The sequence below is a fragment of the Mycobacterium sp. MAC_080597_8934 genome, assembly GCF_000523975.1.
Taxonomy (GTDB): Bacteria; Actinomycetota; Actinomycetes; order Mycobacteriales; family Mycobacteriaceae; genus Mycobacterium; species Mycobacterium avium.
In genome coordinates, this window is sequence record NZ_JAOS01000056.1 from 41,147 (window position 1) to 65,866 (window position 24,720).

The following is a 24,720-nucleotide window of genomic DNA, read 5'->3' on the forward strand; positions in this document are numbered from 1 at the left end:
AGCTTTCACGCACCGACAGGAGGGCGGCGGCATGACGCCGGATGAGCGCAAACAGGCCGTCAAGGCGATGTTGGACGACGACCCCTCGCTGAGCCAGTGGGCCATCGCCAGACGGCTTGGCGTGAGTCAGCGGACGGTCAGCCGTGACATGGCGGCGATTGGCCGTGTCTCGGCGAATCGGTTCGTGGCTAACCGGCCGAAAGCGGCACGGCCGCAGACTGTTTCGTCACAGGTCAGTGGCGGTATGACTCGGGCGGCACCCGTGACTAGCATCACCCCCGAGGGCATCGCGGCGCTCATGGACTTCCATTTGACGCCTGGTGACAAGCTGGTGGCCGCGATACGGGCCGAGCTGGACAGCAACGGTCTGGAACCCGACGCCCGCGAGGCGGGGCTGCTTGCGCAGGTTCGCGAGACGGCCGACATCATCGCCGCCGCGCAGCAGCGCCTCGATGCTGACGGCCTGGTCTTCGCGCCAGCGGCGAAGGGCGGCCCGCCACGCCCGCATCCGCTGCTCGCGGAAATACGGGGGCAGCGCGTCGTGCTGGCACGGCTGCTGTCGCAGATCAACATGGAGGAAGGCTCGAAGAACCCGGTCAAGCAGAAGGCCGCCAACACCAGGTGGCGGGCGCGGAACATGCAGCGGGAGGCCGGAATTGGCTAGAAGGAAATCGACCGCCGCCAAACCCGTCGATCAGCGGCCCCGCGTCCCAGGTCTGCACCGCGAGGTTTTGGCCGTGGTGTGTTTGCGCGAAGTGAAGGACCGCCGGGGTGTGGTGCCCGACGATGCGCTGGGGGCGTGGGAGACTGCCGCCCAGGCCGAGGCCGACCAGCTGGCCGAGCAGCGCGCAGGCAATCCCGTCGTGGCGTGGTGGTATGACCTGCCGACAGGGTTGCCGGAGCCGCTGGACAAGCTGGGCCACGACCCCGCGCCGAGGTATGTGACGGTGTGGTCCGACGACACGGTGGACGCCTCGGAGGCGTTCAGTAAGGCCCGCTCCACCTACGAGCGGGCGCGGCATTTCTCGGGCTGTGACCACGGTTACTTTCGGGCCAAGTTCGACCTGGCCAAAGCGTTCGGGGTTGATCATGCATGATTGGTTCGCGAGAAAGGCTGCGGCGCAATGAGTCTCAGTAACATCACGACAGGCAAGCAAAACTCCATCGCTCTGAGTGGTGGCGGTCCCGCGCAGCCGGTCACTGATGAGCGGCCTACACACGCCCCCATGTTCGCCCGCTCACATGATGAGGCTGAGCCGAATTGCGTGCAGAACGAGGCGCTTCAGCCGTCGCGTCCGGTGCCGAGGCCGGTGGTGTCGCGGACCCGCGCCGAGGCGGCGGCGAAGGGGTTGGGCGGTCCCGAAGCCCTTGACCTGACGGCCGAGGAGATCACGGCGTGGGCCGGAGTGCCGCCGGAATCGGTCCCAGATCAACGCTGAGCGACTTTTCAGACCGTCCGAGAGTAAGGGGCACCGGCCGAGGGGTCCGGCGGTTCTGGCAGCCTGATCCATTTGGATCACCTGCTCGTATCCTGCCCCGTGACAGACGAAAGACCCCCGGCCGAAGCCGAGGGTCGTTTTCGTTGCCGCTCAGCCGAATTGACTGAACCGCCGCTGCGCTCTCTCGTACTGCGCGGTGATCTCTTTCTGCACCCGCTCGACCTGTGATGCGTCCACCAGGAAGAATTCGCCGCTGCCGAGTATCTCCGGCTGCGCGTTGTATTCAAACCAGCCACGCGTCGGCTCCCACCGGGCAGACGGTGCCCGCAGCCAGTCGGCCGACGTGCCACAGTCCGGTGCGTCGACACGAAACAGCTTGCTCGCCGGACCAGGCCCGCCATTGGCGTAGTAGAGCATCTGTCCTGCCTTTCCTGGCGGTGCGGAGCCGCCACTACGTGCAACGCTGGCAGCGGCCGGAACCATCCCGTGACGTGCGACTCGCCTACGGGCGGGGCAGCGGCTCAAGACCGCGACTGGGCAGCTTGGTCCCGCCTTGCCAGTGCTGCTTTGCGCGCCTCTCGCCTCAGGTCCGTGTGGGTGTGGTCGTCCTTTAACTGCGTGCGGCGGGAGGGGGTGCCTCCACTAAGCCAAGCCTGGAATTCGATCTCTTCGGCTCTGAGATTTTCTGTGGTCCAATCTGCTTCGTCATCAAGCACCGTTTCGACCCAGTCCCGTTGCTGATGCATCTCCCAGGCGACGGGCGCGGTCTCCTTAGCCAGGGTGGGGATGTCAACCTCAACCCTGGTGTAATGCTTCACAATCCGCTGTTGCAGGATGTAGATGCCCCGGTCGCTGAGCGTCGCAATGCGGGCGTCGAGATGCAAAAGTTCAGAGGGTGCAGCCGTCGCATCAATGAGGTGGGCGGCATAATGCTTACCGCCCACGAGGTCGGCAAGCGGCATTATCCTCAGGTTCCCGTTCCACCCGGTGCGTCCACTGACCCGCTGGTGTTCCTCCACTGGTGCGACGCTGACGCGTTGGCAAAGCAGTCCCTCGCGGTCGCGCATCGAGCACGGGTGCGCTACCACCTGGACGAGACGCGGTTCATCCCCGAAGCCCGGCAGCACGACATCTTTGAACACATCGCCCTGAAAGAGGGGGCGACTTCGGGCTACTTCACCTCGCTCGTCGTAAAGGTGTTCTGGGTCAATGGATTCCATGCTCGTCGTTACTCACCGCGTAAGCGAATTGAGCGCATCCCGTCCGTATCGTCGAACACCTCGAACTCGCTCCGGCTAGCACGCCAGCCCGGCCGCATCTCGTCGAGAATGTGCTCGACATGCCCGCGCTGCTCGGCAATATCGAGGAGTGCCATGTCTTTTCCGTCGAGATACAGGTCCAGTGGCCGGATATGGTAACCGGCGGCCAACGGAAGCTCCATCTCCATCCAAGTCGCCGGGTCTTCAACGCCCGCTTCCTGTTCGAGCATGTCGAGAAGGGCTGCGAACTTTGCGAGTCGGCTTCGGCTTTCCGGCGATGCGTCATTACCCTTGCGCCACTTGCGAACTGCCGAAACACTTACGTCAGCAATCTCGGCGATATGCGTCCACGCCATGCCGCGCTGATACGCTAGCTCGTCAAGAAGGGTGGGGACATCATGCCTGCTCTTATTGAGAGTCCACTGGTCCAGGGTCAGCGCACGGAGCCTGTCGTGCAGGTCGTGTGCGCGCCCAACGTATAAGTCGGTCTCTGTCCGAATTTCACCGACTTCCATTGACAGTGCGCGAGTTCCGAACGGGACCACTTTGTAGTCTTTGACATCGCCCGTGCTTGTGCCGGTACCAGTGCCGGTGGAGGGCGTAATCGCTGGCGTCGTCATACAATCGCTCCTCGAAAGAGGTTTCGGGCATCTTCCGTAATCGCACGCTGGAACGCTGCACCCACTGGGCCATGTACATCGTTAAGGACCGACGTCACTTCAACCGCATTCAGCCGAACCACATCCTCCCCATTGAAATCACGGAATCCGTCGAAGTCTAGGACGAAAAACGGGCCAGGTTCGAACTTCTGCCGCCTCAGAAGCTGCGGTTGGACGACGGGGGGTTGATTCAGTGCCGCGTACTGGAAGGTGAGGCCCTTCCCTTCGCCGAGGTCGAAGGTCACGAGTCCTTGCGCATTGCTGACGTTGACGTCGTTGGGACCTATGGCCAAAGGGCTTATCACACTGGCGTCAATCCACTTATCCCATGCACGCACGTTGGTTATCGGCTCTGGCACCCGTACTTCGTCGACGTAACGAAGACCCACACGCACCAGTGCGGGACAGACGTTGGCATCAATGAGTGCTTCACACACAGCGGTCACACCCGTGCGGAGATCATCGAATTCCCGATACGCGGTTGTCTCGTATATGAACGAAGACGGCGTGATTGTGACCGATTCGGTTTTGGCCGTGTTCATTAACACGGTCCGGCGCTCCTGTGCCACCTGGGGGAGAACACCAGGGCCAAGGTTCGCAATGTTGAACGTGACATTTGTCTGCGGCGTGCTGACCGGGAACCGCTCTTCCAGCGCGATGGCCACCGCATCGAGCGTTTCTTGCTGCCGCAGACGAGGTGAGTCGGTAAACCTAATCTCGGTCACGACGAGTGCCAGGGGCGCGTTGGGGAAGACCTCCCGGTTGGGATACATACCTAGCTCACCTAACCTACTTGACCCCGACTTGCCGTACCGAAGTACGCACCGAAAAGTGTACCAAAAGTGACACCGCCAGGACATCACAGGTGTGGGAAGGCCGGGCCTGGCCCTGCGCTGCCCTTATGAGTGCCCGATTCGATGATTCGGCGCTAGCAAACAGTGGGACACGGGCTTCGATGTCACGACGATGTCACAACTCAGAACGACTGATGCGGACTGCTATGAACTTACATGGATCGCATTCCGCAGGTCACAGGACTTTCGCAATCCGCTGCATACCCGTCCGGACGGCGTAAATCAGCTTGGGAAGCTGATGTTCTGCCATTGAACTACATCGGCGCGGTCGCGTCAGAAGGCTAGCATCCGGCGCCGCGGACGCTCACCTGCCTGGGCCGTCGCGGCCGGCCGCCAATCGCCCGTCGCATTACGCCTTAAACCACGCATGCACAATATCCGCCGGTCGGCGAAATGCCCGTGTTTATTATTTCGTGATTGCGCCGTAATGTGCTGGGCGTGGGTCGACACGCATTAGCCAGCAACCGACGCAAACCGTCGGCGACCCTGGCTGCGGTGCTCGCGCCCGCCGCCGTCTTCTTCGCGGTCTCGGCCGATGTTCATCCATTCGCGGCGCGCGAGACGGCCAAACCCGTTATCAACGAGCCCGCTCCGTGTTGCGCGGAAATCGTGACCTTGCCATCGACGCGGCTCAGTAAAGGATTCGGCGACGGCCAGCCCGTCGCTGCCTCGCGCTATCACACCCGCTCCCGCTTCCTGCCCGCCGGCGTCGCGCCGGAACGGGGCCTGCAGGTGCGCACCATCCTGACCGCCCGCAGCATCAGCGCCGAGTTCCCCCAGATCCACGAGATCGGGGGAGTGCGACCGGATCCGCTGCCCTGGCACCCCCTCGGCATGGCGATCGACGTGATGATTCCCGACCCGGAAAGCGCCCAGGGCATCGCGCTGGGGAACGCGATCGTGGCCTACGTGCTGCAGAACGCCGACCGGTTCGGAATCCAGGACGCGATCTGGCGCGGCGTCTACTACACCCCCAACGGCGCCCAAACGAGCCGGCTCGGCCACTACGACCACGTCCACGTCACGACCATCGGCGGCGGATACCCCACCGGCGACGAGGTCTATCTCCGCTGAACGCGCTGCGCAGCAGTTAGGCTCGCTTGGTGCTGCTCTCCGATCGCGACCTCAGGGCCGAAATCACCGCCGGGCGGTTGGGCATCGAGCCGTTCGATGACGCGCTGGTGCAGCCGTCCAGCATCGACGTCCGCCTCGACTGCATGTTCCGGGTTTTCAACAACACTCGCTACACCCACATCGACCCGGCCAAGCAGCAGGACGAGCTCACCTCGCTGGTCGAACCGCAAGACGGTGAGCCGTTCGTGCTGCACCCCGGCGAGTTCGTGCTCGGCTCGACGCTCGAGCTCATCACCCTGCCCGACGACCTCGCCGGACGTTTGGAGGGCAAATCGTCCCTGGGCCGCCTGGGGCTGCTGACGCACTCGACCGCCGGCTTCATCGATCCCGGCTTCAGCGGCCACATCACGCTCGAGCTGTCCAACGTCGCCAACCTGCCGATCACGCTGTGGCCGGGCATGAAGATCGGTCAGCTGTGCATTCTGCGGTTGACCAGTCCGGCCGAACACCCGTACGGCAGCACTCGCGTAGGTTCGAAGTACCAGGGCCAGCGAGGACCGACACCGTCGCGCTCGTACCAGAACTTCATAACGTCTACATAGGTTCTGCGGGGCTCTCACGCCACCGTTCTGCGCGATACTTAGTTAGCCGTGGTTTTTTCCTCCGCCTGGCCGTGGCGATCGCGCAACACCTTTGGAGGGGTTTGTCTTGAATATCGTGCTCGGGGTGTCGATGGCACCGTCTTCGATCCAAATGGTCGTTCTGGAAGGCGAATACGCCGATGGCGCGACGGTGGAAGAGGACGCGATCGATGTCACCGGCGCCGATGACGCGGCCACCGCGAGCGCCCCGGATCGGGTGATCTCGGCCATTCTGGGCACCCGGGAGGGCGCCGCCGACGCCGGCCTGCAGCTCTCCTCCATCGGGGTGACGTGGACCGATCAACTCGAAGCCGCGGCCCTGCGCGACGCGTTGGCGGCTCGCCGGATCGACAATGTCATGCTGGTCTCGGCGTTTCTGGCGGCTGCGGCGCTGGCGCAAAACGTCGGCGGCGCAATGGGTTACGAGCGCACCGCGGTGCTGCTGGTGGAACCCGATACCGCGACCCTGGCGGTCGTCGAGACCTCCGACGGCTCCATCCCCGATGTCTACAAGCAGCAGATTCGCGCCGAGTCCTACGGCGACGCGGCCGGGCAGCTCAGCGCGATGGTCGCCGGGCTGGAGAAGCTGGAGTCCCTGCCGGGCGGGCTGTTGCTCGTCGGCTCGGGCGTCGACGTCGCTCCGCTCAAGCAGGTGCTGCAGACCACGACCTTCCTCGACGTGAGTGTGGCCGAGGAGCCGGAGACCGCGCTGGCCCGCGGGGCCGCGCTGGCCGCGGCGAACGCGCCGCTGTTCGCGTCGTCGACGGCGGCGCTGGCCTACGCACAAGACCCCGGCACCGGCGCTGTCGACCAGTACTCGCTGCCCGACTACCTCTATGTCCCCGTCGGTCCCGAGCCCGGCGACGACGAACTCGCCTACAGCGCGGTGGGGGACGAGGACGCCGAGTCGCCGACCGTCGTCATCGAGAAGCTGTTCCTTCCCGAGGACAGTGAGCCGCGTCGACGGCCGGTCCTGCTGGTGGGCAGCGGGCTGGCGGTGGTCGGCATCAGCGCGGTGCTGGCGCTGGAGATCGCGCTGGCAATCGGCATCCGCACCACCGGAACCGTGGCGTTGCAACCTACCCCGAATCAACATCTGATCGTTCCCACCGAGCAGGCGCCGGCACCGCCGCCGGTGCAGGCGTCGGCACCGCAGCCCAAGATCAGCGTGCCCGAGCCGGTGGCGGCGCCCAAGCCGTTGAGCCCGCCGGTCGCCGCGCCGTTGCCGGCCGCCCGCCGCCGGCTGCGCCGCCGCTTCCGGAGGCGCCGCCGATCCCCGCGGCCCGCCGGTGGTGCCGGTCCCGGTGGTGGTCCCGCCGGTCCCGGTTCCGGTGCCGGTGCGCATCCCGGTGCCCGATCCGGTGAGCCCGCCGCAGCTGCTGGCGCCGCCGCGGCTGTCGGTTCCGCAACCGGTGCAACCGCCGGTGCGCGTCCCGCAGCCGCCGTCGCCTCCGCAGGTCGGCGGCACTGTTCCGCAGTCACCGCCGCAGCACCAGACCCCGCCCGGCGAAGGCACGCCGCCCAAGCCGGACGGCCCCGGCAACTACGGCGGCGGTCACGCGCCCACCCCCGGCGCCGGTGGTTCGGGTGGCTCAGGCGGCGGTCACGTTCCCACCCCCGGCTCGGGCGGCACCGCGGGTTCCGGTGGCGGGCACGTTCCCACGCCCGGTGCCGGTGGCCCGGGCGGCACCGGTGGATCGGGTGGCGGGCACGTTCCGACGCCCGGGGCCGGTACCCCGGGCGGCTCCGGTGGCGGTCACCTTCCCATCCCGGGCGCGGGCAGCACTCCGGGCGGCTCGGGTGGCGGTCACCTTCCCACTCCAGGTGCCGGTACGCCCGGCGGCGGCTTGGGGGGTTCGGCGGTGGCCACGCCCGGCGCCCGGCGGTGGCTTGGGCGGTGGCCACGCCCGGCGCCGGGCGGCTTGGCGGTTCGGGGTGGCCACGCCCGGCGCCGGGGCGGCCTGGCGGGTTCGGCGGGGCCACGCTCCGGCGCCCGGCGGTGGCCTGGGTGGCTTCGGCGGCGGTCACAGCGGCGGCGGCCTGGGCGGACTCGGCGGCGGGCACAAATAGCCCCGCGCCGACCACTCCGTCGACCCGCGCCACGACGCCGGTCGAGCTCACACGAGTAGGGTTGCGGTATTGAGGCTGGCGAAAAGACGCCGCCTCGTCCGCCAGAATTTCATCAACCCGGCAAACGGCTTGGGTTGTGAGCCGGGCTCAGCTACGGCAAGGAAATTCGTGGCGCACGCGCAATAGGGATGTTGCCCGGAGGGCGTGTCGGGCAGCGCAGCAAATGGGGCAGGGGGCTAGAAGCAGTGGCGGGCATCGTGCTTGGCGTCGCGATGACGCCGACCAAGGTGCGCATGGTTCTGGTCGAAGGCGAAAGCGCCGACGGCGTCACTGTCGACGAGGACGACTTCGACGTCGACACCCGACGAACCGCCCTCCCCGGCACCGCCCCCGACCAGGTCATTTCGGCGATCCTGGGCACCCGGGAGGGTGCCGCCGACAGCGGCTACCAGCTGCTGTCGACCGGCGTTACCTGGACCGATCACGTCGAGGCGGCTATGCTGCGCGACGCCTTGATCGCGCACAAGGTGGAAAACGTCATGCTGGTCTCGGCCTTCATGGCCGCCGCAGCACTGACCCAGGCCGTCGGCGACGCCACCAACTACGCGCGGACCGCGATGCTGTTCGTCGAGCCCTACAGCGCGACGATGGCGGTGGTCGACACCGCCGACGGTTCGGTCTCGGAGGTCCGCCGTCGGCCCCTGCCGGAGGACGAGGACCAGGCGGTGGCCGAACTCGTCGACATGGCCGCCAGCGCCGAGTCGCTGCCAACCCGTCCGGAGGGCCTGGTCCTGGTCGGCTCCGGCGTCGACGTCCCGCTGATCAAGCCGGCGCTGGAAGCCGCGACGTCGCTGGAGCTGTCGGTGCCGGACGAGCCGGAGATGGCCCTGGCCAGGGGCGCCGCACTGGCGTCGGCGAACGCGCCGCTGTTCGCGTCGTCCACCGCCGCGCTGGCTTACGCGCTGGATCCCGGCACCGGAGAGGTCGACCCGCTCGCCCTGGCCGGGCAGTCCCCTGGCCTGCTGCCCGGCTATCAGCCCGAGTACCACAGCCGCATCGCGGCGCAGGCCGCCGATGCCGGCGAGGGCAAGGCCAACGTCGCCTACAGCGCGGTGCCCGACGATGACGCCGAGGCCAAGACACTGATCGACCTCGACGAACGCGCCCGGCGGCGCAAGTCGCTGCTGCTGGTCAGCAGCACCCTGGCGGTGATTTTCATCGCCGCCGTGGTGGCGCTGGAGATCGCCCTGGCGATCAGCATCCGGCCCACCGTCGCGTTGCGGCCCAGCCCCAACGAGAACATCATCGCCCCCGCTCCGGCGCCGCCCCCGCCCGCGCCGCCGGTCCAGGCGCAGCCGAAGATCACGCCGCCGCGGCCGCTGGCCGCGCCGCACCCGATCGCACCACCGCCCCCGGCCCCGCCGCCCATCGCCGTCCCCGTTCCCGTCCTTCCGCCCCCGGTGTTCGTTCCGCCGCCGCGCGTGCCGCTCGCCCGCCCACCCGCGCCCGGTCACGGCCCCTTCGGCGGCCACGGCCCGTTCGGTGGGGGCCACGGTCCCTTCGGCGGCACGGTCCCTTCGGCGGGGGTCACGGTCCCTTCGGCGGGGGTCACGGCCCGTTCGGCGGGCATGGTCCCTTCGGCGGCGGCCACGGGTTCGGCGGCGGGCACGGGTTCGGTGGCGGCCACGGGTTCGGTGGCGGCCACGGCCACCGGTAGCGCGGATTCCGGCTCGCCTGCGTGTCTGACCCGGCGCGCTAGGGTGGCGGACTAGGGTATGGCCGCGGCCAGAACTCTCAGCAAGTCCCGGCTGACCCTCAAATCGCGAGCCCCGACGCGGCTACGCAGCCACCCGGCACAGCAACCGACTTTCGGACGATTTGGAGGAGCGGTGGACGTCGTACTCGGCGTGTCGATGGCGCCTGAGACAGTCCGCATGGTGCTCGTCGAAGGGGAATCGGCCGGCGGGCTGACCGTCGATCAGGCCGGCTTCGACGTCACCGCCGACGCAACCCCCGCGGCCGCCGCCCACCACGTCGTCGCGGCCATCCTGGAAACCCGGGACAGCGCGACCCAGGGCGGTTACCGGCTCAAATCGAGCGGGGTGAGCTGGACCGACCCGGTCAAGGCGGCCGCACTCCGCGACGCGTTGGCGGCCCGCAAGATCGAGAACGTGATGCTGGTCTCGGCGGTCATGGCCGCCGCGGCCCTGGCCCAGGCCATGGGCAGCGCCACCAACTGGGCCCGCACCGCACTCCTGCTCGTCGAGCCGACCAGCGCGACCCTGGCCGTCGTCGACACCCGCAACGGAACGGTCACCGACGTGCACCGCCACCCGCTGCCGGGCCATGACGACGCCGCGCTGGCAAAGCTCACCGCGATGGTGTCGGGTGCCGAATCGATGCGATCGCGACCCGACGGGCTCTTTTTGGTCGGGTCGGATGTGGACATCCCGGCGATCAAGCCCACCCTCGAGGCCGCGACGTCGTTATCGGTGACGACGCCCGAGGAACCGGAGATGGCCCTGGCCCGGGGTGCCTCGCTGGCCGCGGCCAACGCGCGGTTGGGCGCGCCGCGGACGGTCGAGATGGTGCCGACGCACCTCTCGTCGACCGCGACCGCGCCGCCGGCGGCCGAACTCGCCTACAGCGCCGACACGCACGACGATCCGGCGTCCGAGCCCACCCGTGAAGGGCGCAGCCCCAAGTCGGTGGCCACGATCGCCGCGGTGGCGGTGATCTTCGTCGGCGGCATCGTCGCCCTGGCGTGGGCGCTGGCGTTCATCCGGCCACACGCCGACCAGCGCCCCGAGGTGGGCACCCAGGTCGTCGCCCCCGACAACCCGCCGCCGCCCAGCGCCGCCCCACCGCCGCCACCGGCAGCGCCCGTACCGGCGGCGCCCCCGCCCCACGCTCCGGTGTCTCCGGCCCCCTCGCCGCACTCCGGCGACCACGAGCACTGGGACGACTGGCTGCATCGCCACCTGGGCCCGGGAGTCCCGGTCCCCTAGACCGGCCCTGCGGACCGGTGCCGGCCCCCCCGGCCATCGATGGCGCGTAAAATCGGGGCATTAGGGGAATATCGGGTGGGGACTCAGCGATGTCTTGCGCCATCATGTCGTGCGACGAGCACGCCCTCACCGCGAAGGACTAGCAACCGACTATTGGAGGAGCTTTGGACACCGTACTGGGCGTGTCGATGGCGCCGACGGCAGTCCGAATGGTGCTGGTCGAAGGCGAGAACGGCGATGGCGCCACCGTCGACGAAGACAACTTCGACGTCGCCACAAGCGAGGATGCAGCAACTGTCACCGCCTCCGACCAGGTGCTTTCGGCGATCCTGGGAACGCGGCAGGGGGCGGCCGAAGGCGGCTACCAGCTCGCCTCGACCGGCGTGACGTTCACCGACCCGGTCGAGGCCGCCGCGCTGCGCGACAAGCTGGCCGCCCACAAGGTCGAAAATGTGATGCTGGTCTCGGCCTTCCTGGCCGCGGCCGCGCTGGCCCAAGCGGTCGGCCACCGGACCAACTACGCGCACACCGCGCTGCTGTACATCGAGCCCGACACCGCGACGCTGGCGGTCGTCGACAGCGCGGACGGCTCCATCGCCGACGTGCGGCGCCAGCCCCTCCCCGAAGACGACGAGGCGGCGGTGGCCGAGCTGGCCTCGATGGTCTCCAACGCCGAGAACCTGGAGACCCGCCCCGACGCCGTGTTCGTCGTCGGCTCGGGCATCGACATCCCGCTGATCAAGCCGGCCCTGGAGGCGGCGACCACGCTTCCGCTGACCGCGCCCGAGGAGCCGGACACCGCGCTGGCCCGTGGCGCGGCCCTGGCCTCGGCGCACGCTCCGCTGTTCGCGTCGTCCACCGCGGCGCTGGCCTACGCCCAAGACCCGGGCACCGGTGCCATCAATCCGCTCGCGGTGGCGCCCGGCTACTTCGAGACCCCCGCCGACGCCGGCGCCGACGGCCTGGCCTACAGCGCGGTCCCCGACGACCCGGACGAGTTCTTCACCGGCACCCAGGCCGCGGCCACCGAGCTGGTCGACGCCGACTACGCGGACCGCAGCTCGTTCAAGCTGGTGGGCAGCGCGGTGGCGGCGATCTTTGTCATCGGTGTGGTGGCCCTGGTGGTCTCGCTGGCGATCGCCATCCGGCCGACGGCCAACGTGCGGCCCAGCCCGAACCAGAACGTCGTCGTCGCACCCACCCGACCCGCGCCGGCGGCTCCGGCCCGGCGCCGCCCCGAGGCGCCGCGTCCGCGCCGCTGCCGCGCCTCAGGCCCCGCGCCGCGCCGGAGGCCCGGCACCCGCCCGGCGGCCCGGCCCGGCCCCTGTTCAGGTGGCGCCGTGCCCGTCCGGAGGCACCCGCGCCGGCTCCGGCGGCCCGCCACCCCGCCGCCGGCGGTCGCGCCCATCCCGGTGCCGATCCCGTTGCCGATCCCGGCCTGGGTGGTCCCGGATTCGGCGGACCGCCCGGCCACGGCGGCGGTGACGGCGGCGGGCACGGCGGCGGTGGCTTCCCCGGCTTCCCGGGCGGCGGCGGCCACGGCGGTGGCGGCTTCCCGGGCTTCGGCGGCGGTCACGGCGGCTTCGGCCACCACTAGTACCGGGCCCACCACTAGTACCGGGCAGTGTCGGCGGCATCGGCCAGCTGTCATCCGCCGTTTGCCTGACGCTTAGCCCAGCGATGCAATCAGCTCATCGGGGCCACCTACACCGGTTGTATGCGATGCACCGTGTTCGGCACGGGTTACCTGGGCGCCACCCACGCGGTGGGAATGGCGGAGCTGGGACACGACGTGCTCGGGGTCGACATCGACCCGGGCAAGGTGGCCAAGCTCGCCGGGGGTGACATCCCCTTCTACGAGCCCGGCCTGCGAAAGCTGTTGAACGAGAACCTGGCCGCGGGCCGGCTGCGCTTCACCACCGACTACGACATGGCGGCCGGCTTCGCCGACGTGCACTTCCTGGGTGTGGGCACCCCGCAGAAGAAGGGCGAATACGGCGCCGATCTGCGCCACGTGTACGCCGTCATCGACGAATTGGTGCCCCGGTTGACGACGTCGGCGGTGCTGGTCGGCAAATCGACCGTCCCGGTGGGCACCGCGGCCGAGCTGAACCAGCGGGCGGCGGCGCTGGCGCCGCGCGGCGTCGACGTCGAAATCGCGTGGAACCCGGAGTTTCTGCGCGAGGGCTATGCCGTGCAGGACACCCTGCGGCCGGACCGGATTGTGCTTGGCATCAAACAGGATTCACCGCGCGCCGAGGCCGCCGTCCGGGAGCTGTACGGGCCGCTGTTGGACGCCGGGGTGCCGTTCCTGGTGACGGATCTGCAGACCGCGGAGTTGGTCAAGGTGTCCGCCAATGCCTTTCTGGCGACCAAGATTTCGTTCATCAACGCGATCTCCGAGGTGTGCGAGGCCGCCGGCGCCGACGTCAGCCTGCTGGCCGATGCGCTGGGCTACGACCCGCGGATCGGGCGCCAATTCCTCAACGCCGGTTTGGGTTTCGGCGGGGGCTGCCTGCCCAAGGACATCCGGGCGTTCATGGCGCGCGCCGGCGAGCTGGGCGCCGATCAGGCGCTGACGTTCCTGCGCGAGGTGGACAGCATCAACATGCGCCGCCGCACCCGGATGGTGGAACTGGCCAGCGCGGCCTGCGGCGGCTCGCTGCTGGGCGCCAACGTCGCGGTGCTCGGGGCGGCGTTCAAGCCCGAATCCGACGACGTGCGCGACTCGCCGGCGCTCAATGTCGCCGGCCAGCTGCAGCTCAACGGCGCCGCGGTCAACGTGTACGACCCGAAGGCCCTGGACAACGCGCAGCGGCTGTTCCCCACGCTGAACTACGCCGTCTCGGTCGAGGAGGCCTGCGAGCGCGCGGACGCGGTGTTGGTGCTCACCGAGTGGCGCCAGTTCGTCGAGATGGACCCCGACGACCTGGCCGACCGGGTCCGGGCCCGCGTCGTCGTCGACGGCCGCAACTGCCTGGACGTCACCCGCTGGCAGCGGGCCGGCTGGCGGGTCTACCGCCTGGGCGCGCCGCGACCCTGAGCGCGCCGGCCGAGCGTCACGCCAGCGTGGCGCCGGCCCGCGAGCGCCACGCTGGCGTGACGCTCGGCGCCGAACGGGAGCGTAGCCTGACCGGCGTGGACTATGCGGGAGCGTTCCTCGACGAAAACCGCGGGTTCGCGGAGCTTTTCCGGGATGCCGACGAGTCGACGCCGGTGCCCACCTGCCCGGACTGGACCCTGCGGCAACTGTTCCGCCACGTCGGCCGGGGTGACCGCTGGGCGGCGCAGATCGTGCGCGACAGGCTCGACAGCTACCTCGACCCGCGGATGGTCGAGGGCGGCAAGCCGCCGCCCGATCCCGCCGACGCGATCTCCTGGCTGCACGGCGGGGCGCAGCGGCTGGTCGACGCCGTCGAGCTGACCGGCGTCCAAACGCCGGTCTGGACGTTCCTCGGGCCGCGCCCGGCCAATTGGTGGGTCCGGCGCCGGCTGCACGAGACAGCCGTACATCGCGCCGACGCGGCCATCGCCCTGGGCCGCGAGTTCACCCTGCGGCCCGAGCTGGCGGCCGATGCGATCACCGAATGGCTGGAGCGGGTCGCGGTTCAGGCGGGCGGCCAGGGCGCGCCGCTGCCGCTCGACAACGCCGACATCCTGCACCTGCACGCCACCGATCCCGGCCTCGGCGAGGCCGGCGAGTGGACCGTCGCGGTCGAGCAGGGCCGCATCGCCTGGTCGCACGAGCACGGCAAGGGCAGCGTCGCGCTGCGCGGTGGCGCAACCGATCTGCTGCTGGCGATCCTGCGCCGCCGCCCACTGGCCGACACCGGCGCCGAACTGTTCGGCGACGACGCCGTGTGGCAGCGCTGGTTGGACCGTACGCCTCTCTAGCCGCGCGACCACACGGTAACTTGCACACCATGACCACATCGGAGATCGCCACCGTTCTGGCCTGGCACGACGCGCTCAACGCGTCGGACCTGGACACCCTGATCGCCCTGTCCAGCGACGACATCGAGATCGGCGACGCGCACGGGGCCGCACAAGGCCATGAGGCGCTGCGCAACTGGGCCGCCGCCCGTCGGGGAACCGCGGAGCTCGGCCGGATGTACGTGCACGATGGTGTCGTGGTCGTCGAACAGAAGGTCACCAGCCCCGACGACCCGGGCGCCGTCAGCACGGCCGCCTCGGCGTTCCGCGTCGTGCACGACCGGGTCACGTCGGTGTTCCGGCACGACAGCCTGGCCTCGGCGCTGGCGGCCACCGAACTGACCGAGGACGACGCCGTCGACTAGGGCCGATCAAGGCAGTAGGAGCCACCCATGCGCGGAATCATCTTGGCCGGCGGGTCGGGCACCCGCCTGCATCCGATCACCACCGGCATCAGCAAGCAGTTGCTGCCGGTCTACGACAAGCCGATGGTCTACTACCCGCTGTCCACCCTGATGATGGCCGGCATCCGCGACATCCTGGTGATCACCACCCCGCACGACGCGGCCGGATTCGTCCGGCTGCTGGGTGACGGCTCGCAATTCGGCATCAACATCACCTACGTGACGCAGGAGCGGCCCGACGGCCTGGCCCAGGCGTTCGTCCTGGGCGCCGACCACATCGGCAACGACTCGGTAGCATTGGTGTTGGGAGACAACATCTTCTACGGCCCCGGGCTGGGCACCAGCCTGAGGCGCTTCCAAACCATAACCGGCGGAGCGGTTTTCGCGTACTGGGTGGCCAACCCGTCGGCGTACGGGGTGGTGGAGTTCAGCGACGACGGCATGGCGCTGTCGCTGGAGGAGAAACCCAAGACGCCGAAATCCAATTACGCGGTGCCGGGTTTGTATTTCTACGACAACGACGTGATCGAAATCGCCAAGGGTCTGAAGAAATCCGAGCGCGGCGAGTACGAGATCACCGAGGTCAACCAGATCTATCTCAGCCGCGGCCGGCTCTCGGTCGAGGTGATGGCCCGCGGCACGGCCTGGCTGGACACCGGCACTTTCGATTCGCTGCTGGACGCCAGCGACTTCGTGCGCACGCTGGAGCGCCGCCAGGGACTCAAAGTCAGTGTGCCCGAAGAGGTGGCGTGGCAGCAGGGCTGGATCACCGATGAGCAGCTGTCCGAGCGCGCCCAGAGCCTGCTCAAGTCGGGCTACGGCGGCTATCTGCTGGACCTGTTGGAGCGCAGCCGTTTTCACTAGACCGATGGCGGCGGCCCGCCGCGCCCGGCTTCGCCGCGCTTGCGACCGCCGCTAGACCGATGGCGGCGGCCCGCTGCGCCGGCTTCGCCGCGCTTGCGACCGCCGCTAGACCGATGGCGGCGGCCCGCCGCGCCGGCTTCGCCGCGCTTGCGACCGCCGCTAGACCGATGGCGGCGGCCGCTGCGCCGGCTTCGCCGCGCTTGCGACCGCCGCTAGACCGATGGCGGCGGCCCGCCGCGCCCGGCTTCGCCGCGCTTGCGACCGCCGCTGGGTCTGGCCAGCACCGCGGCGATCGCCGTGGTCAACGGCACCGACAGGGCCAGCGCCATGCCGCCGACCGCCGAGCGGGCGATCTCGATGGCCACGCTCTCGCCGGTCAGCACGTCGGTCAGCGAGCGGTTGGCGACGCTGAACAGCAGCAGCAGCGGCAGCGAACTGCCGGCATAGGCCAGCACCAGCGTGTAGACGGTGCTGGCGATGTGATCGCGGCCCACCCGCAGGGCGCCGGTGAAGATCGCCCGCCGCGAGCCGCCCAGGCGGGCCAGCTCGAACACCGTCGACGACTGGGTCACCGTCACGTCGTTGAGCACACCCAGCGAGCCGATGATGAAACCGGCCAGCAGCAGCCCGCCGATGGACACGCTACCGAGGTACGCGCTGACCGTGCTGTTCTGTTCATCCGAGAGCCCGGTGAGATGCGCCAATTGTATCGCCGCCCAAGATAATCCGGCGGCCAGCAGCAACGACGACAGGGTGCCCAGCAGCGCGGCGCTGGTGCGCAGGCTGACGCCGTGAGCCAGGTAGATGACCGCGTAGAGGATCGCCGCCGCCGCCACCAGCGCCACCGGAACCGCGGGCGCGCCGTCGCGCAGCGCCGGCAGCAGGAACGTCACCAGCACCACGAAGGCGACCAGGATGCCCACCAGCGCCAGCAGTCCGCGCCAGCGCGCCACCGCGACGATCACCACCGCGAACGCGACCGCCAAACCGACCAGCGCCCAACCCCGTTCGAAGTCGTAGAAGGCGTAGCTGGTAGCGCCCTGGTCGTCGACCTGCCGGACGATCCGGATGCGGTCGCCCACCGCGAATTTCGGTTGGCCGGGCCCCGGGGAGGACTCCAGCAGCGTGGCGGCGCCGGCGTTGGGCCCGGAATCGATCGCCACCTGGGTCAGCACGCAGCGCCCGGCACCCGGCAGCGCCGGCTGCGGCGGGCCGGTGAGCACCTGACTGACCGACGGGCTGCCGCAGTCGCCCAACCCGCTGGACAGCACGTGCCCGGCCTGCGTGCTCACCGCGCCGCCGGCCGCGTTCTGCAGCGGCATCGGGATGTCGACGTGCTGCCGGCTGGGCCACAGCACGATCGCGCCGACGGCGACCGCCACGCCGATCGCGATCAGCAGCCCGACGACGATGCGGGCGGGCAACCGATCGACGGGGGCCGGGCCCGACGGCAGGCCGTGGGAGTGGGAGTGCGTCACGCGCTCCACCGTAGAGGCGCCCGGCTGGGTGCTTACTGTCGATAGCCGACCAGGAAGTTGCCCAGCCGCTCGATCGCGGCGGCCAGGTCCCGCGCCCACGGCAGCGTCACGATGCGCAGGTGATCCGGCGCCGGCCAGTTGAAGCCGGTGCCCTGGGTGACCAGGATCTTCTCCTGCAGCAGCAGGTCGAGCACCAGCTGCTCGTCGTCGGTGATGTCGTAGACCTCGGGGTCCAGCCGGGGAAACGCGTACAGGGCGCCGGCGGGTTTAACGCAGGACACCCCGGGGATCTCGTTGAGCTTGCTCCACGCCACGTCGCGCTGCTCGAGCAGCCGCCCGCCCGGCAGCACCAGGTCCTCGATGCTCTGGTGGCCGCCCAGGGCCACCTGGATCGCATGCTGCGCCGGGACGTTCGGGCACAGCCGCATGTTGGCCAGCAGGTTGATGCCCTCGATGAAGCTGCCGGCGTGGTCCTTGGGTCCGGTGATCGCCAGCCAGCCGGCCCGGTAGCCGGCCACCCGGTACGCCTTCGACAGGCCGTTGAAGGTCAGGCACAGCATGTCCGGCGCCAGCGACGCCACGTTGATGTGCTTGGCGTCGTCGTAGAGGATCTTGTCGTAGATCTCGTCGGCCAGCAGCAGCAGCTCGTGCTTGCGCGCCAGATCGACCATCTGGCTCAGGATTTCGCCGCTGTACACCGCGCCGGTCGGGTTGTTCGGGTTGATCACCACCAGCGCCTTGGTGCGCTCGGTGATCTTGGATTCCAGATCGGCGATGTCGGGCTGCCAGCCCTGCGTCTCGTCGCACAGGTAGTGCACGGGGGTGCCGCCGGCCAGCGAGGTCGACGCCGTCCACAGCGGGTAGTCCGGCGACGGGATAAGCACCTCGTCGCCGTTGTCGAGCAGCGCCTGCAGCGTCATCGTGATCAGTTCGGACACGCCGTTGCCCAGGTAGACATCGTCGACGTCGAAGCGGGGGAACCCGTCGACCAACTCGTAGCGGGTGACCACCGCCCGGCGCGCGGGCAGGATGCCCTGCGAGTCGGAGTAGCCCTGGGCGTACGGCAGGGCCTGGATCATGTCGCGCATGATGACGTCGGGCGCCTCGAAGCCGAACGGCGCCGGGTTGCCGATGTTGAGCTTGAGGATGCGGTGTCCCTCGGCCTCCAGCCGCGCCGCGTGCTGATGTACCGGGCCGCGGATCTCGTACAGGACGTCCTGGAGCTTGGACGACTGGGCGAAAGTACGCTGCTGGCGATGGTGCGCGGACGAGTGCACAGGCAGCTGGTGGGTTGTCACACCACCAATGGTGCCATCACTGTCCACTGAAATTTGCTGTCAAGCCTGAAATTGCCAGCTCAGCGCTTGCCCGGTGGACGCGCCCCGCGGGCGATGCCCAGTCCCTTGACCGGTGGCTGCGACGGTGCGTCGTCGCCATTGGTCTGCTTTGCCGGCTCCGCTTTCGGGGCCGGTTCGGCTTCGGCCTTGGGAGCTTCCGCCTTGGGCGCTTCCGCCTTGGGTGCCTCGGCCTTGGGTGCCGCCTTCTTCGCACCGGGCCGCTTGGCGCCCGCGGCGATGCCCAGCCCCTTCACCGGTGCGGCCGGCGCCGGCGGAGCCCCCGTCTTGGCCTCACCGGCTGCCTCGGTCTTGGCTTCGGTCTTGGGCGCTTCGGTCTTGGGTGCTTGGGCGGCCGGGGCGGACTTCTTCGCGCCGGGCCGCTTGGCGCCCGCGGCGATGCCCAGCCCCTTGGCGGGCGCCGCCGGGGCCTCCGTCTTGGCCTCCGCCGGAGCCTCGGTCTTGGCCTCGGCGGCCGGCGCGGACTTCTTGGCGCCGGGCCGCTTCGCGCCGCCGGCGATGCCCAACCCCTTGACCGGCGCGGCCGGCGCGGCCGGTGCGGCCTCCGCCTTGGGTGCCGCCTCGGCGGGCTCCTTCGTCGTCTCCTTGGCCGGCGCCTCGACGGTGGCCGTGGCCTTGGGCGCCTGGGCGGCCCGCTTCTCGGCTTCCTTGGCGGCCGTGCCCTTTTCGGGCAGCGTCGCCTTGTCGTACTCGAGCGAGCCCAGCAGGATCTGGGCGACGTCGAGCACCTCGACGCCGGAGCGGCCGGCCTCCTCCTGCCGGTCGTTGACGCCGTCGGTGACCATCACCCGGCAGAACGGGCACGCGGTCGCCACGGTCGCGGCGCCGGTGGCCAGGGCCTCATCGACGCGCTCGTGGTTGATCCGCTTGCCGATGTGCTCTTCCATCCACATCCGGGCGCCGCCGGCGCCGCAGCAGAAGCTGCGCTCGGCGTGCCGCGGCATCTCGGTCAGATTCGCGCCCGCGGCGCCGATCAGCTCACGCGGCGCCTCGTAGACCTTGTTGTGCCGGCCCAGGTAGCAGGGGTCGTGGTAGGTGATGTCCTGGGACACCGGGGTCACCGGCACCAGCTTGTTGTCCCGGATCAGCCGGTTCAGCAGCTGGGTGTGGTGCAACACCGTGTAGTTGGCGCCCAGCTGGCGATATTCGCGGCCCAGCGTGTTGAAGCAGTGCGGGCAGGTCACCACGATCTTGCGGTCGACCGTCTCCACACCCTCGAACACCCCGTCCAGGGTTTCGACGGCCTGGGCGGCCAACTGCTGGAACAGGAACTCGTTGCCCGAGCGGCGGGCCGAGTCGCCGTTGCAGGTTTCGCCGGCGCCGAGCACCAGGTACTTCACCCCGGCGACGGCCAGCAGCTCGGCGACGGCCTTGGTGGTCTTCTTGGCCTTGTCGTCGTAGGCGCCGGCGCAGCCCACCCAGAACAGGTATTCGTAGCCGTCGAAGCTGTCGACGTCCTCGCCGTAGACCGGCACGTCGAAGTCGACCTCGTCGATCCAGTTGGTGCGGTCGCTGGCGTTCTGGCCCCACGGGTTGGCCTTGGTCTCCAGGTTCTTGAACAGCACCGACAGTTCCGAGGGGAACTCCGACTCCATCATCACCTGGTAGCGGCGCATGTCGACGATGTGGTCGACGTGCTCGATGTCCACCGGGCACTGCTCGACGCAGGCGCCGCAGGTCACGCACGACCACAGCACGTCGGGGTCGATGACACCGCCCTGCTCCTCGGTGCCGACCAGCGGGCGGGTGGCCTGCTCCGGGCCCGAGCCCATCACCCGGCCGAAGCCCGACTCGGGCACGTGGTGCGCCTCGGCGTGCTTCTCACCGGACAGCTCCTCGCCGACCCCGCCCTCGGGCGTGCTCTCCAGCGGGGACTGCTTGTCGCCCAGGATGTAGGGCGCCTTGGCCATCCAGTGGTCCCGCAGGTCCATGATGACCAGCTTGGGCGAGAGCGGCTTGCCGGTGTTCCAGGCCGGGCACTGCGATTGGCAGCGGCCGCACTCGGTACACGTGGCGAAGTCCAGCATCGCCTTCCAGCTGAAGTCCTCGACCTTGCCGCGGCCGAAAACCGCGTCGTCCGGCGGGTTTTCGAAGTCGATGGGCTTACCGTCGTATTCGATCGGCAGCAGCGGGCCCAGCCCGTTGGGCAGCCGCTTGAAGATGACGTTGATCGGCGCCGTGAAGATGTGCATGTGCTTGGAGTGCAGCACGATGATCAGGAACGCCAGCATCACCGCGATGTGCGCCAGCAGGGCCGCGGTCTCGATGTACTCGTTGGCGGGCTGGCCCAGCGGCCGCAGGATGGCGCCGAACAGCTGGGACAAGAACGCGCCCTTGCCGTAGGGCAACGTGCCGTTGTTCACCGCCGAACCGCGCACCAGGACGTAGGTCCAGATGACGTTGAAGATCATGAACAGCACCAGCCAGGCGCCGCCGGTGTGCGAGCCGTAGAACCGTGACGAGCGGCCGATCTCACGCGGGCTGCGCATCAACCGGATGACGGCGAAGGTGGCGATGCCCAGGAACACGGCGGTGGCGAAGAAGTCCTGCAAAAAGCCCAGCGCGTCCCAGCGCCCGATGATCGGGATGTGGAAGTTGTCCTGGAACAGCAGGCCGTAGGCCTCGATGTAGACCGTCAACAGGATGAAAAAGCCCCACATGGTGAAGAAGTGGGCCAGGCCGGGGATCGACCACTTGAGCAGGCGGCGCTGCCCGAAGACCTCGGAGACCTCCGCCCAGACCCGCTTGCCGGGGTCGTCGGTGTGCCCCGGGGCCGGCTTGCCGGACGTGATCAGCTTGAACAGCCACAGCACCCGGCGTGCGGCGAGCGCGGCCACGATCAGCGTCATGCCCATGCCCACGACCAGTCTGATGAGCATCTGCGTTGTCACAGAAGGTCTCCCCAATGCATAGAAAATTCGGCCTGTGCTTTATTTGCCTGCTTAAGCCCCGCTCATAGTTACATCTTCGTGGCTTTCGGCGCGAGAAAGGCTGCCCTAACTTGCCGCTCGTCGGCGCCCCTGGCCTGCTGCGTTGGTACCCGCCCGCGGCCATGTGACGTTTGTCGGAGTGATCGACGCCACCGGCTTTTCGCCGAATGACCTTTACCGGGCGGTGTTAACGGCCGAAAGGTGGTTGAAAGATCGGCGGAATCGGGCGCACCCGGGTGGTCGTCGGCGCCGCGCTGGTGGTGCTCGGCTGCGCCGTCGTGGTGGGCGCGGCGCTGGTCGTGGTCGTGCTGCTCGGCGGGGGCGTCGTGGTTGTCGTGGTGGTCGACGGCTCCGGCGGCGCTGTCGTGGTGGTGGCCGGGGGCGGCGGCGCCTCGCTGGACGGCGGTGGCGGGGCCGGCACGACGGTGACGGTGGTGCTGTCGTTCGGCCCGGTGATGGTCACGGTTTGCGGCGGGGCGGCGTGCTGGGCGGCGACGTGGGCCGGTCCTGGGTGGACTTGGTGAGCAGCAGGTTGATCGCCAACACCAGGGCGATCAGCACCGCCGCGCCGGCCCCGGCCACGCTCAACACCAGCGCGGTGCGCTTGTACCAGGGCAGCCCGCCCGCCGCGGCGTCGTCGAATCGTCTTGCCTCACTGGCGTATTCGCCGGTGGCGTCGCGGCCGGTGTAGGGCACCGGCTCGTCGGAGGTGTCGGCGTCCTGCGACCACGCCAGGGCGTCGTCCACGTCGGTGGCCTGCGCGGCCCAGGCGGCCTGGGTCATGTCGAGCCCGCCGGCGCCGACCATCTCGGTGGGTGTCTCCACCGCGGCGGCGGCGGCCGTCGGAGCGGCCCCCGACGCGTATTGCGCACCCAGCGTCGCCGCGCCCAGCGCGGCGCTCAATCCCGGCTGCGCGGTGCTGTGCACCGGCACCCCGAACCGTCCCGACAACCGCGGCGTGAGCAGCGGGATGCTCGCCCCGCCGCCGACGATCGCCACCCCACGCAGAGTGGAGTTACCAATCCCGTTGCGCCGCAACGCTTCCTGGCACCAATCCAGGAACCGGTCCAGCGGTGTGGAGATCAGTTGCTCGAACTCGGCGCGGGTCAGCTGGGCGCCCTGTCCGGGCGCCCCGGCCACCGTGGCCGCCACGGCCGTCGACAGCTGCTCCTTGGCCCGACGGCAGGCGCCGAGCAGCCGGCTCTGCGACCCGATCCGCCCGGACCCGCCCCGCATGGCGGTGCTGACGTCGGAGGCCAGCAGGTGGTCGAGGACGAGCTGGTCGATCGCGTCGCCGGAGAAGTCGGTGTACCGCAGCGACGGGCCGACCGGCGCGAAGCCGGCCCGGCCGTCCATCAGGGTGACGGTGGTGCCGCCGGCGCCGAAGTCACACAGCGCAATCACGCCGTCGGACGGGAATCCCGGCGTGCCGCGCAGCATCGCGAGCGCGGCCGTGGCGTCGGAAACCAGCATCGGCGCCACCCCCTCCCGCGCGAGGTCGGACTGGGCGAAGAACTCCTCGCGCAGCGCGGCGAACTGGTCGTCGGACCAGTAGGCGGGCACCGCGATGGTGATCGGCGCCCCGTAGCCGACGGCGCGGGCCATCGCCTCGACCGCCTCGACCGTCAGCGCCGCGCCCAGGTACTTGGTGCCGTCGGCCGCCACCAGCGGGGCCCGGTCGCCGACCCGCTCGACGAACCCCCGCAACACCAGCCCGGGTTCGGTCAGGTTCGGGTTCTCGTCGGGCAGGCCGACTTCGGTGGGCCGCTGCTCGAACAGCGTCAGCACCGAGCTGCGGATCACCGGGACGCTGCCGGCGCGGGCCGCCACCAGGTTGGCCACTCCGATCGACAGTCCGAGCGGCTCGCTCATGTCCCGCACCCCTGTGTCAGTCGTCGGTTGGATTGCAGCGAGTGTAGGGCGCCGCCCCGCGGCCTAACGCAGACCCGGCGGCACCGTGATGACGGTCGGCACCTGCGGAATGGTGATCACCGGCGGCAGCTGCGGCAGCCGGTGGTGATGCGACGGCTGCTGGGTCTGGCCCCCGCCGGGCTGCTGGCTGGGCTGCTGCGCCGGCGGCTGTTCGGCGCTGCTGCCGGGCGAGGTCGAGCTCGGCGTGGTGGTGGTCGTCGTCGTCGGTGTCGTGGTCGTCGTGGTCGTGGTGGTCGTGCTGGTGGTCGATTTGGGCACATGGCTGACGCCCTGTTGGCCGCCGATGAGCTCGATGACGCCGAAGACGATCAGGCCGATCAGGACGACGACGGAGACCACCCAGGCGATCAGCATCGCGGGCCGGCGATACCAGGGGGTGGGCTCGGCCTCCTGGTCGAACGGGTCGACGTTGCCGGGTTGCTCGAACCCCTCGGGCCGGTCCGGCGGGAAGCCGGGCGGCGGCAGCTCGCCGGTGGGCGGCTGCTGGCTCATGCCGAAGTCGGCATGCTGCGTGGGCTGGTTGTGGAACTCGTCGCGTGGGCCGTTGGATGCCACGGCACCGATGGTACTGACCGCACCTGCCAATCCGCTGATGCCGATCGGTAACCGGGGCGTCGGGACGCGCGCCGCACACCGTCGATCCTGACCCGTCTATCGGGTCGGCTCACGCCTGCGACTGTGGCGCCCGACACACCCGCCCGGCGGTTCGTGCGTCGAATCTCGTTCTGGTACAATATAACTGGCTTCGTCGCCTGAAGACTTCACCAAGTCTGCGACAGGCACGCTTTCCGCGTCAATGCGCAGCGAGCCGACCGGAACC

The 24,720-nt window shown here is 69.4% G+C and carries 20 protein-coding genes and 2 pseudogenes; 13 read left to right on the top strand and 9 right to left on the bottom strand.

What is annotated here, in order from left to right:
- The first annotated feature begins 31 nt into the window (after positions 1-31).
- The 3 genes from NF20_RS27475 (at position 32) to NF20_RS27480 (ending at position 1,439) form a co-directional block, all read left to right on the top strand.
- A complete protein-coding gene (locus NF20_RS27475; protein WP_019733551.1) occupies positions 32-664 on the top strand; it encodes an HTH domain-containing protein in 633 nt (210 codons plus the stop codon).
- A gap of 73 nt (positions 665-737) precedes the next feature.
- The gene (locus tag NF20_RS24390) at positions 738-1,097 is read left to right on the top strand and encodes a hypothetical protein (RefSeq protein WP_138017743.1); all 360 of its coding nucleotides are present in this window, start codon (positions 738-740) and stop codon (positions 1,095-1,097) included.
- Positions 1,098-1,226: 129 nt separating this feature from the next.
- The gene (locus tag NF20_RS27480) at positions 1,227-1,439 is read left to right on the top strand and encodes a hypothetical protein (protein WP_132160027.1); all 213 of its coding nucleotides are present in this window, start codon (positions 1,227-1,229) and stop codon (positions 1,437-1,439) included.
- Between the two features lie 150 nt (positions 1,440-1,589).
- On the opposite strand, the gene NF20_RS24395 is transcribed toward NF20_RS27480, so the two are convergent.
- The 4 genes from NF20_RS24395 to NF20_RS24410 form a co-directional block, all read right to left on the bottom strand.
- A complete protein-coding gene (locus NF20_RS24395) occupies positions 1,590-1,856 on the bottom strand; it encodes a hypothetical protein (protein ID WP_019732771.1) in 267 nt (88 codons plus the stop codon).
- A gap of 104 nt (positions 1,857-1,960) precedes the next feature.
- Positions 1,961-2,659 carry a hypothetical protein gene (locus NF20_RS24400; RefSeq protein WP_132160030.1) on the bottom strand — a complete coding sequence of 233 codons (699 nt, stop codon included), beginning with the start codon at positions 2,657-2,659 and terminating at the stop codon, positions 1,961-1,963.
- A gap of 8 nt (positions 2,660-2,667) precedes the next feature.
- Positions 2,668-3,318, bottom strand: a complete 651-nt coding sequence (locus tag NF20_RS24405) for a hypothetical protein (RefSeq protein WP_132160032.1) — start codon at positions 3,316-3,318, stop codon at positions 2,668-2,670.
- Positions 3,315-4,130: a TIGR04255 family protein gene (locus NF20_RS24410; RefSeq protein WP_019732774.1), complete on the bottom strand. Its 816-nt coding sequence runs from the start codon at positions 4,128-4,130 to the stop codon at positions 3,315-3,317. Before NF20_RS24410 ends, NF20_RS24405 begins: the two co-directional genes overlap by 4 nt.
- A 519-nt stretch (positions 4,131-4,649) precedes the next feature.
- Here NF20_RS24410 and NF20_RS24415 point away from each other — a divergent pair.
- The 10 genes and pseudogenes from NF20_RS24415 to rfbA all read left to right on the top strand — a co-directional run bounded on the left by NF20_RS24415 (position 4,650) and on the right by rfbA (position 16,205).
- The gene (locus NF20_RS24415; RefSeq protein WP_050485477.1) at positions 4,650-5,285 is read left to right on the top strand and encodes a hypothetical protein; all 636 of its coding nucleotides are present in this window, start codon (positions 4,650-4,652) and stop codon (positions 5,283-5,285) included.
- Positions 5,286-5,314: 29 nt separating this feature from the next.
- Positions 5,315-5,887: a dCTP deaminase gene (dcd, locus tag NF20_RS24420; RefSeq protein ID WP_003873894.1), complete on the top strand. Its 573-nt coding sequence runs from the start codon at positions 5,315-5,317 to the stop codon at positions 5,885-5,887.
- A 130-nt stretch (positions 5,888-6,017) separates the two neighbouring features.
- Entirely contained in the window at positions 6,018-8,069 is a 2,052-nt protein-coding gene (locus tag NF20_RS24425) for a hypothetical protein (RefSeq protein WP_255343507.1), read from the top strand.
- 172 nt (positions 8,070-8,241) lie between these two features.
- Positions 8,242-9,713 (top strand): annotated as a pseudogene (locus NF20_RS24430) (hypothetical protein).
- 172 nt (positions 9,714-9,885) lie between these two features.
- Positions 9,886-11,004 carry a hypothetical protein gene (locus NF20_RS24435; protein ID WP_033710929.1) on the top strand — a complete coding sequence of 373 codons (1,119 nt, stop codon included), beginning with the start codon at positions 9,886-9,888 and terminating at the stop codon, positions 11,002-11,004.
- 164 nt (positions 11,005-11,168) lie between these two features.
- Entirely contained in the window at positions 11,169-12,677 is a 1,509-nt protein-coding gene (locus tag NF20_RS24440; protein WP_255343508.1) for a hypothetical protein, read from the top strand.
- Positions 12,678-12,721: 44 nt separating this feature from the next.
- A complete protein-coding gene (locus NF20_RS24445; protein ID WP_023866914.1) occupies positions 12,722-14,047 on the top strand; it encodes a UDP-glucose dehydrogenase family protein in 1,326 nt (441 codons plus the stop codon).
- A gap of 95 nt (positions 14,048-14,142) precedes the next feature.
- Positions 14,143-14,898, top strand: coding sequence for a maleylpyruvate isomerase family mycothiol-dependent enzyme (locus NF20_RS24450; RefSeq protein ID WP_024637549.1), 756 nt, complete (start codon positions 14,143-14,145; stop codon positions 14,896-14,898).
- Between the two features lie 29 nt (positions 14,899-14,927).
- The gene (locus NF20_RS24455; protein ID WP_009979496.1) at positions 14,928-15,302 is read left to right on the top strand and encodes a nuclear transport factor 2 family protein; all 375 of its coding nucleotides are present in this window, start codon (positions 14,928-14,930) and stop codon (positions 15,300-15,302) included.
- A gap of 27 nt (positions 15,303-15,329) precedes the next feature.
- Positions 15,330-16,205 carry a glucose-1-phosphate thymidylyltransferase RfbA gene (gene rfbA / locus NF20_RS24460; protein ID WP_003879222.1) on the top strand — a complete coding sequence of 292 codons (876 nt, stop codon included), beginning with the start codon at positions 15,330-15,332 and terminating at the stop codon, positions 16,203-16,205.
- A gap of 212 nt (positions 16,206-16,417) precedes the next feature.
- Here rfbA and NF20_RS24465 read toward each other — a convergent pair whose 3' ends face one another.
- The 5 genes and pseudogenes from NF20_RS24465 to NF20_RS24485 form a co-directional block, all read right to left on the bottom strand.
- Positions 16,418-17,683: a YibE/F family protein gene (locus tag NF20_RS24465; RefSeq protein ID WP_029248630.1), complete on the bottom strand. Its 1,266-nt coding sequence runs from the start codon at positions 17,681-17,683 to the stop codon at positions 16,418-16,420.
- A 32-nt stretch (positions 17,684-17,715) separates the two neighbouring features.
- The gene (locus NF20_RS24470; protein ID WP_023872266.1) at positions 17,716-19,008 is read right to left on the bottom strand and encodes a pyridoxal phosphate-dependent aminotransferase; all 1,293 of its coding nucleotides are present in this window, start codon (positions 19,006-19,008) and stop codon (positions 17,716-17,718) included.
- Between the two features lie 32 nt (positions 19,009-19,040).
- Positions 19,041-21,929, bottom strand: a complete 2,889-nt coding sequence (locus NF20_RS24475) for a heterodisulfide reductase-related iron-sulfur binding cluster (protein ID WP_080772702.1) — start codon at positions 21,927-21,929, stop codon at positions 19,041-19,043.
- 226 nt (positions 21,930-22,155) lie between these two features.
- Positions 22,156-23,840: pseudogene (locus NF20_RS24480) on the bottom strand (Hsp70 family protein).
- A gap of 63 nt (positions 23,841-23,903) precedes the next feature.
- Positions 23,904-24,500 carry a hypothetical protein gene (locus NF20_RS24485; protein ID WP_080711196.1) on the bottom strand — a complete coding sequence of 199 codons (597 nt, stop codon included), beginning with the start codon at positions 24,498-24,500 and terminating at the stop codon, positions 23,904-23,906.
- Between the last annotated feature and the right edge of the window lie 220 nt (positions 24,501-24,720).

What these genes read in the sequence shown, in the direction of transcription:
- NF20_RS27475 (WP_019733551.1), top strand. Translation starts at nt 32, where the DNA reads ATGACGCCGGATGAGCGCAAACAGGCCGTCAAGGCGATGTTGGACGAC.
- NF20_RS27480 (WP_132160027.1), top strand. Translation starts at nt 1,227, where the DNA reads ATGTTCGCCCGCTCACATGATGAGGCTGAGCCGAATTGCGTGCAGAAC.
- NF20_RS24395 (WP_019732771.1), bottom strand. Translation starts at nt 1,856, where the DNA reads ATGCTCTACTACGCCAATGGCGGGCCTGGTCCGGCGAGCAAGCTGTTT.
- NF20_RS24400 (WP_132160030.1), bottom strand. Translation starts at nt 2,659, where the DNA reads ATGGAATCCATTGACCCAGAACACCTTTACGACGAGCGAGGTGAAGTA.
- NF20_RS24405 (WP_132160032.1), bottom strand. Translation starts at nt 3,318, where the DNA reads ATGACGACGCCAGCGATTACGCCCTCCACCGGCACTGGTACCGGCACA.
- NF20_RS24410 (WP_019732774.1), bottom strand. Translation starts at nt 4,130, where the DNA reads ATGTATCCCAACCGGGAGGTCTTCCCCAACGCGCCCCTGGCACTCGTC.
- NF20_RS24425 (WP_255343507.1), top strand. Translation starts at nt 6,018, where the DNA reads ATGGCACCGTCTTCGATCCAAATGGTCGTTCTGGAAGGCGAATACGCC.
- NF20_RS24445 (WP_023866914.1), top strand. Translation starts at nt 12,722, where the DNA reads ATGCGATGCACCGTGTTCGGCACGGGTTACCTGGGCGCCACCCACGCG.
- NF20_RS24455 (WP_009979496.1), top strand. Translation starts at nt 14,928, where the DNA reads ATGACCACATCGGAGATCGCCACCGTTCTGGCCTGGCACGACGCGCTC.
- rfbA (WP_003879222.1), top strand. Translation starts at nt 15,330, where the DNA reads ATGCGCGGAATCATCTTGGCCGGCGGGTCGGGCACCCGCCTGCATCCG.